The 7351-nt window shown below is 41.8% G+C and carries 6 protein-coding genes; 4 read left to right on the top strand and 2 right to left on the bottom strand.

Features of this window, described 5'->3' with window-relative positions:
* Nucleotides 1–190 precede the first annotated feature (190 nt).
* Nucleotides 191–586 (bottom strand): DUF2750 domain-containing protein, encoded by a 396-nt coding sequence (locus CWC30_RS16355; protein ID WP_138627630.1) that lies wholly within the window; start codon nt 584–586, stop codon nt 191–193.
* A gap of 63 nt (nt 587–649) precedes the next feature.
* The gene (locus CWC30_RS16350) at nt 650–1228 is read right to left on the bottom strand and encodes a TetR/AcrR family transcriptional regulator (RefSeq protein ID WP_013464648.1); all 579 of its coding nucleotides are present in this window, start codon (nt 1226–1228) and stop codon (nt 650–652) included.
* Between the two features lie 173 nt (nt 1229–1401).
* Between CWC30_RS16350 and CWC30_RS16345 the strand changes: the two genes are divergently transcribed.
* The 4 genes from CWC30_RS16345 (at nt 1402) to CWC30_RS16330 (ending at nt 7171) form a co-directional block, all read left to right on the top strand.
* Entirely contained in the window at nt 1402–2445 is a 1044-nt protein-coding gene (locus tag CWC30_RS16345) for an alkene reductase (RefSeq protein ID WP_138627629.1), read from the top strand.
* Nucleotides 2446–2640: 195 nt separating this feature from the next.
* Complete coding sequence (locus CWC30_RS16340) at nt 2641–4914, top strand: TonB-dependent receptor domain-containing protein (protein ID WP_138627628.1); 2274 nt, start codon at nt 2641–2643, stop codon at nt 4912–4914.
* A 68-nt stretch (nt 4915–4982) separates the two neighbouring features.
* The gene (locus CWC30_RS16335; RefSeq protein ID WP_171034741.1) at nt 4983–6113 is read left to right on the top strand and encodes an alkaline phosphatase family protein; all 1131 of its coding nucleotides are present in this window, start codon (nt 4983–4985) and stop codon (nt 6111–6113) included.
* Nucleotides 6110–7171: an alkaline phosphatase D family protein gene (locus CWC30_RS16330; protein ID WP_138627626.1), complete on the top strand. Its 1062-nt coding sequence runs from the start codon at nt 6110–6112 to the stop codon at nt 7169–7171. Before CWC30_RS16335 ends, CWC30_RS16330 begins: the two co-directional genes overlap by 4 nt.
* The last annotated feature ends 180 nt before the right edge of the window (nt 7172–7351 follow it).

The raw sequence follows: 7351 nt of genomic DNA, 5'->3' as shown, positions 1-7351 counted from the left end.
GGTGTTATTTCACATAAATAGGCGATAACGCAGCATAAATGCCAAACACGCGCTGCCCTTTGGGTTCGACCCAAGGGGGGTTTACTCTTTGTTGCTCGGTTTTTACTTAGCCCACTAGGTTACAAACCTCGCGCCGCGATTAAATGGCCCCTAGATTGAACAAATTTTAATCCTGAAAGGTCAACAGGCCCTAAAATTTAGTACTTCTAATTGATTTACTCAACTGGGCTTGAAACTCATCAGGGAATAAAATTGTGCCGTCGTCTTCTTCGGTAGGGAACACGGCCACCAGTAAGTCGTCTTCTTCAAGGCCAGGTGTCCAGCGGCTAAACCAATCGTTTGTTGGAATTGCTTTAGGTGTACAGCCTTGCCATTCGCCGGTTGCCCAAGCTTGTGCGAACTCTCGTGTTGGCCATACCGGCACGCAATCGTCGTCCTCGTTAGTGAGCATTACGCAGCCGTCGTCATCGTTTAAAATCCACACTTGCTTAAATTGCTGCACGGTTTCGTACATGTATGCGAGTCGTTTTTTTGCGCCAAGGCCTAAAATTACGTCGTCTTGCTTTGATAAATTATCGGTGGTCATTTTGGCTCTCTCTCACTGTGGAGTATACAAAGAGCAGCGAGCTGCTGCGCTTTAAAATTTAGTTTAGCTGATAGCTGCTAGTAGCTCATTGGCTAGTTGGTTTAGTGCGTCGGGGTCTTGGTTTGTTAATGCGTAGGTGCGTAATCCATATATACCCATAACACAAAATCGTGCCAGCTCTATGGCACTTCGGCCATTGGTAATTTCTTTATTATCAATTGCTTTTTGTAACTGCTGCGCAAAAGCGTGCTCATATGCAGTTAAATTAGTACGCAATACGTGGCAAATTTGTGGATCGTTACCCTCTACCTCGCTAATGCTTTTTGTGAGCAGGCACACTTTGGTTGCTTCACCGTCAACGCATTCTTGCACAATGATATTAAGGTATTGTTTCAGCGTATCTAAAATACAACTGCTGTGCTCAAACAGCGCCGTAAACTGTGTATTGCGATCGGTTTGGTATTGCTCAGTAGCGGCTAAAAAAATGCCTTTTTTACTTCCAAATGCCGCGTATAACGAGCCTGGATGTAAATGGGTTGCTTGAGTCAGTTTTTGCATACTGGTTTTTGCATAGCCATGAAGCATAAACATCGCCATTGCTTGGCGCAGTACAAACTCTGTATCAAATTCTGCAGTTCTCATAATGACTCTTCTCGTTGGCAGAGTAGGTAAAGCGAACTTTCAGCAATAATCCTACTTTAAGCAGCGTTTAGGTAAAGCAGTTTACGCAATCTTGAACAAAGTTTCAAAATTATACTTGAATATTCATTCAAGTGACCTTATCTTGAATGTACATTCAACAAAGGATAAACATTATGTCGACAGACTTACTTTCACCTTTTAAATTAAATAACAGCATTGAACTGCAAAACCGTGTACTAATGGCACCACTAACTCGTTGTATGGCAGATGACAATTTAGTGCCTACACAAGCTATGGTTGATTACTACGCTCGCCGTGCTGATGTAGGCTTAATTATTAGTGAAGGCATTATTATCCGTGCTGATGCTCAAGGTTATCCAAATACACCTGGGCTTTTCACTAGCGAACAAATTCAAGGTTGGAAAAAAGTCACTGATGCAGTACATGCCAATGGCGGAAAAATGTTTGCACAACTATGGCATGTTGGCCGTGTTGCTCACCCTCACTTTTTTGGTGGTGATGTTTTGGCGCCATCTGCAATAGGGGTTGAAGGTTCAGTACCGCGTATGCGCGAGCTAACTTATATTACGCCAAAAGCTGCCACTAAAGATGATATTAAAGGCTTAGTGGCCGATTACGCTAAAGCCGCAGAAAATGCGATGGAAGCGGGTTTTGACGGCGTGGAAATTCATGGTGCTAATGGCTATTTAATTGACCAATTTTTACATTATGCGGCAAATAAACGTGATGACGAGTACGGCCAAACACCAGAAAACATGTCGCGCTTTGCACTGGAAGTAACCGATGCAGTTATTAATGTAGTAGGCAATGAACGCACCGCAATACGTTTAACGCCAGGTGCTTATTTTAATATGAGCGAAGACAATCGCGATAAAGCAGTATTTGACTACTTATTACCAGAGCTTGAAAACCGCAAGTTAGCTTATTTACATGGCGGTATTTTTGACGACAGCATGCGTTTTGATTCACTAGAAGGTAAATCAACCTCTGAATTTTTACGAGCTGGTTATGCAAGTACCTTAGTGGGGGTAGGTAGTTATAGTTTCGAAACTGCCAAAGAAGCGATTAACGACAATAAATTTGATTTAATTGCTATTGGTCGCCCGCTAATTGCTAACCCAGATTACATTAGCAAAATTAAAAACGGCGAAGAAGTCACAGCTTACAGTGATGAAATGCTAGCTGAATTGAAATAGCAGCTAATTTAGTAAAAACTATAGGACACTCATGGACAACTGTGAGTGTCTTTTTTTATACATTTATTTGCCATAATTTACTCATAATTGTTTAATCTTGCTGTCAATAAAATTGCCCCTCGTTGTCATATTTAAAAAATAGACTGTGCCCGCTTTCATCATTACCTTTTATAATTAGAAACAAACGGGACAACAATGTGCGCTTTAAAAAATAAATCGATTTTGAGCATGGCTGTGGCCATGGCGGTATCAACATCTGCTTATGCTAACGATGACGTGATAGAAGAAGTAACCGTTACTGCAAAACCAACCAGTTATGCAAACAACGTTATTGAGCCTGCCATGCTTGAGCAACAAAGCTCGGTATCGAGCGTGTTATCAGTAATAGATAACTTACCTGGCATTAGCATAAACGAAGGCGACGCATTTGGCGGCGACGATTGGTCAACAACTATCACCATGCGTGGTTTTAGTATTGACTCTAACCAACAGCAATTAGGTATGACGATAGACGGCATTCCTAATGGTGGCTCTAATTATGGTGGCGGAGCTAAAGCGAATCGTTATCTCGATAGCGAAAACTTGGTGACAGTGGAAGTTGGCCAAGGTACCTCAGACATTAAATCGGCCTCATTAGAGGCATTAGGCGGTACTTTTAATTTTGTAAGTAAAGCACCGAGTTTAGATAAAAGCACCACTTTTGCTTATACCTCAGGCAGTCACGACGCTTCGCGTTATTATGTTAAGCACGAAGCTGGCACCATTTTCGAAAATACCCAAGCGTACGTGAGTTACTCACAAACCGATACCAGCCGCTGGATTGGCTCAGGCAGCAATGGCGGTAAAGATAACCAACACGCTGAAGCGAAATTTGTTACCACTCTTGATAATTTAACTATTACAGGGCGTGTATCGTACGACGATGTAAGCGAGACCAACTACAATAGCGTGAGCCTAGAACAATTTGAGCAAACCCCTGATTGGGATCAGCTAACATGGAACTGGACAGGCGTTCCGCACTTTGACCAAATGTTTGCAGAAGGTTGGGGCACATTACGTGAAAATACCCTAGGCTATTTAAAATTTGAATACGCGATTTCTCCAACATCATTATTAACCGTTAGCCCGTATTATCATAAAAATTCTGGTCGTGGCGATTGGATCCCACCTTATTTAACGTCCCCTGTAGATGAAAATGGCAACCCAACCACCGAGGGGGGCACAAACGCAGGCTCTTATGGCTTTACAGATAGCAACGGTAATCCACTTGCACCGAACGCAGGTTGTACCGCAAGTTTAAATTGGCCGTGGGAGTCGGACCCTGAGCTTAATCCTGCGTGTTACGACGCTGATGCAACGCCTGTTATGTCTTATCGTCATACTCATTACAATAAAGATCGTTTAGGGGTAACTGCTAATTATCAGGCTAGCTTTGGCATACACGATATAGAAGCGGGTTTTTGGTATGAGCAAAGTGACCGTGATGAGTCGCGTGATTGGCATAAAGTAATCGATGCCCGTATTTATCATCATTTTGATAACACCCCATACTGGACGCAATACAAAAACACCTTTGAGACTGATACGCTTAAATGGTATGCACAAGACTCAATGACACTAGGTGACCTTACCTTAAACCTAGGGGTAAAAAAATACTTAGTGGATATAGAAAAGTATGACCACTATAAAAACGCCACAACAGCTAAAGTAAACAGTGATTCAGACCTACTATTTAGTGGCGGCATTTTGTATCAGCTAAATAGTAATACTGAGCTATTTACCAGCTATAGCGAAAACTTTGCCGCCATTAAAGACGGTGTGCTTGAACGCGATAGCTCTGACTTATCAGCTATTAAGCCAGAAACCGCTGAAAATATTGACCTGGGTGTACGCTATCAAAATAATGCACTTAAATTAACAGCAACGGCCTATTCAATTGAGTTTGATAACCGCATCACCTTTATAGCACCTGGCAGCGATACCGGCGGTATAGACTACACCATAGGCACAAACGGCTCATACCTCAATGTGGGCGGTATTGAGTCCAAAGGCCTAGAGCTGTCAGCAAGTTATATGCTTAATAATGAGTGGAATGTATATAGCTCATACACCAATAATAGCTCTGAATACAAAGGCGATGCGCCAGGCTTTGAGGCAGGAGGCAAAGTAATTGACTCAGTGGATGATTTATTTGTGCTATCAACCGATTACTACAGTGGCGATTTCCGCTTTGGTTTATCGGCTAAATACACCGGTGAGCGCGGCGACGTTGATGGCTATACCGTGCTTGATTTAAACGCAGGTTATTCAGCCGAAGTTAACGCAGGCCCGTTTAAAGCCGTTGATATTGCCTTTGTGGTTTATAACATTACCGATAAAAGTTACTTGGCAGGTGGTACGGGCAATGGGAGTACTTACTTTATTGGCGCCCCACGCACAGCAGCCGTGACGTTAACGGCTACTTTTTAAACCTAAAGTAATCTTATATAAGCCCATCATCGATGGGCTTTTTACTATATAAAGTTGATGAGAACACCATGAAAAGCATGATAAAAATTATCGGGTTAAGTTTAATTTTATTGTTTAATAATGTGGCATTGGCTGCTCAACAAAATGTAGTGCTAGTCACCCTTGACGGCGTGCGCTGGCAGGAAGTATTTAATGGTGCCGATAAAAACCTGCTCAATAATAAAGAGTTTGTTAAGCAACCAGCACAGTTAAGCAATGAATTTTGGGATGAAAGTGTGCAACAGCGCCAACAGTTGTTAATGCCATTTTTAACTCAAACTATCGCAAAACAAGGCGTTATTATTGGCAATAGGGCTAAAGGCTCAACTATGTCGGTGAGTAATCCGTGGTATTTTTCATACCCTGGGTATAACGAAATTCTTACTGGTGAAATGGATGAAAGTATCAACAGTAACGACAAGGTATTCAACCCAAATAAAACTATTTTAGAGCGTTTAAACGCCCAACCTGAATTTAAAGACAGCACCGCATTATTTGGTAGTTGGGATGTGTTTCCTTACATTGTAAATACTAAGCGTAGTCATGTGTATGTAAACGCAGGATTTATGCCTATTGCCGATGATTTATTTGCCGATGCGCCCCTGTTAAACGCATTACAAACAGAAATCCCCAGCCCATGGCACAATGTACGGCTTGATAGTTTTACCTATCGTTTTGCCAAAGCGTATATGCTGGCGATAAAACCAAGACTACTGGTGATTAGTTTAGGAGAGACTGACGACTTTGCTCACGATGGGCATTACGATGCCTATTTAAAGTCGGCCAAACAAAGCGATGCATTTTTAAATGATTTGTGGCAAACCATTCAAAGTACCCCAGGTTATAAAAATAATACTACGTTAATTGTTACCACCGATCATGGGCGTGGCAGCTACGCAAACGATTGGCAACATCACAGCTCTAAACGGGCATTAGCAAAGTCGAAGCAGGGTAAAAAGGCATTTCCTGAGGGAATTATTGGCTCTGAGCATATTTGGCTGGCAGCTATTGGCCCTGCAATTAAAAATAACGGTTTAATGAAAACTAAAAACGAGCTTAAACAAGCGCAAGTTGCCGCCACCGTTTTAAAAGCACTTGGGCAAAATCCACACATAATTAACCCTAATATGGCACCGGCTATTAACGAGATTTTAAAATGAAACAGTTACTAAAAACCCTTACCTATTCTGCACTGTCACTGACTATTGTGATTAGCAGTGGAGCAATGGCTGCGCCGTCTAAAATATTATTTGGTTCTTGCGGGCATCAAGATAAAGACATTCCTATATTTAATGCGATAAATAAAGAGCAGAGTGATTTATTTATTTTTTTAGGCGATAACATTTATGGCGATACTAACGACATGGCTGTACTTAAAAATAAATACCAACGCCTTGGGGCAAAGCCTGGCTTTAAAGCACTACGCGCAAAAACACCAATAATAGCCATGTGGGATGATCACGATTATGGTCAAAACGATGCGGGTAAAGAGTATCCGCATAAAGAAGCATCGCGGCAAATTATGCTCGACTTTTGGCAAGAACCTGCTAATTCAAAACGCCGTACCCGCCCTGATGGTATTTATACCTCGTACATGTATGGCAAAGGCGAGCAAACCGTGCAGGTGATCATGCCTGACTTACGTTTTAATCGCGATAAGCTTAATTCAGTGAGCGAACTTGAGTATTTTACAAAGCGTAAAGCAAATAACCAAGGCCCGTACAGTCCAACTGAAGTTAAAGGCGCATCAATGCTAGGAGAGGCACAGTGGCAATGGCTTGAAGCCGAGCTTAAAAAGCCAGCGGCAATAAAGCTAATAGCGTCAAGCTTGCAGTTACTGCCTGATTTTACCGGTTGGGAGTCGTGGGCAAATTTTCCTGAGGATCGAAACCGTTTATTTGAGCTAATTAAAAAACACCAAGTAAATGGCGTGGTGATCATCAGCGGCGATACCCATTGGGGCGAGATTTCAAGGTATCAACACAATCTTGATTACCCGCTTATTGAAATGACCAGCTCAGGCCTGACAGAAAAGTGGAAAGACGTTAGCCCTAACCAGCATCGTGTCGGTGATTACACACATAATGTTAACTATGGTGATTTAAGTATAGACTGGCAACAAGTCGACCCTGCTATTTCATTAAAGCTTAAAGGCATTGATGGGCAAGTTATTATGCAAAGTGACTTTAGTCTTTCAAGTATTAGTCCTTATAAATAGCATCACCATTTAAATAACCTGAACTCTGGTTAAGAGATTTACTAACATATTGAATCAAAATGATATTTATGTTTATTTTCTCTAGCTAGAGATTTTTAGTGAAAACAAGGCGAAATTACGCGTCAATAGCTAGCCTATTGCAAGTAAATTCAACGCAGTTAGCGCTGAAAATAGATGATT

It is taken from the genome of Pseudoalteromonas sp. S4741 (assembly GCF_005886135.1).
Taxonomy (GTDB): Bacteria; Pseudomonadota; Gammaproteobacteria; order Enterobacterales; family Alteromonadaceae; genus Pseudoalteromonas; species Pseudoalteromonas tetraodonis.
Note: the sequence above shows the minus strand (reverse complement) of the source record. Positions and strands in the feature narration are given on the sequence as shown.

What these genes read in the sequence shown, in the direction of transcription:
- CWC30_RS16355 (WP_138627630.1), bottom strand. Translation starts at nt 586, where the DNA reads ATGACCACCGATAATTTATCAAAGCAAGACGACGTAATTTTAGGCCTT.
- CWC30_RS16350 (WP_013464648.1), bottom strand. Translation starts at nt 1,228, where the DNA reads ATGAGAACTGCAGAATTTGATACAGAGTTTGTACTGCGCCAAGCAATG.
- CWC30_RS16345 (WP_138627629.1), top strand. Translation starts at nt 1,402, where the DNA reads ATGTCGACAGACTTACTTTCACCTTTTAAATTAAATAACAGCATTGAA.
- CWC30_RS16340 (WP_138627628.1), top strand. Translation starts at nt 2,641, where the DNA reads ATGTGCGCTTTAAAAAATAAATCGATTTTGAGCATGGCTGTGGCCATG.
- CWC30_RS16335 (WP_171034741.1), top strand. Translation starts at nt 4,983, where the DNA reads ATGAAAAGCATGATAAAAATTATCGGGTTAAGTTTAATTTTATTGTTT.
- CWC30_RS16330 (WP_138627626.1), top strand. Translation starts at nt 6,110, where the DNA reads ATGAAACAGTTACTAAAAACCCTTACCTATTCTGCACTGTCACTGACT.